We start from the raw sequence: 301 nt of genomic DNA on the forward strand, positions 1-301 counted from the left end.
TGGATTGTATAAAATGGATAAACCAAAGGCGTACTGCCGCCTGCTTCTCCCCTGCTTTCTTTTACTTTCGGCCTGTACCGTTGATATCAGCCAGCCAGACTCATCAGCCACAGTGGTAAATGCCGAGGCGAAAACATGGGCTGTTAAATTCCAGCATCAAAGCTCTTTCACCGAACAATCAATAAAAGAAATAACGGAACCAGATCTCAAACCCGGCGATTTGCTTTTCTCCTCAAGCCTTGGGGTAACCTCATTTGGTATCCGCGTATTCAGCACTTCCTCTGTGAGTCACGTTGCAATC

Annotated in this window: 1 protein-coding gene; it reads left to right on the forward strand. The window is 46.5% G+C overall.

Features of this window, described 5'->3' with window-relative positions; all coding sequences use genetic code 11:
- Nucleotides 1-13: 13 nt before the first annotated feature.
- The coding region (locus LZP73_RS19950) for a hypothetical protein (RefSeq protein ID WP_234236649.1) at nt 14-301 on the forward strand (288 nt) is incomplete at its 3' end.

This window comes from Shewanella sp. AS16 (genome assembly GCF_021412365.1).
GTDB lineage: Bacteria > Pseudomonadota > Gammaproteobacteria > Enterobacterales > Shewanellaceae > Shewanella > Shewanella salipaludis.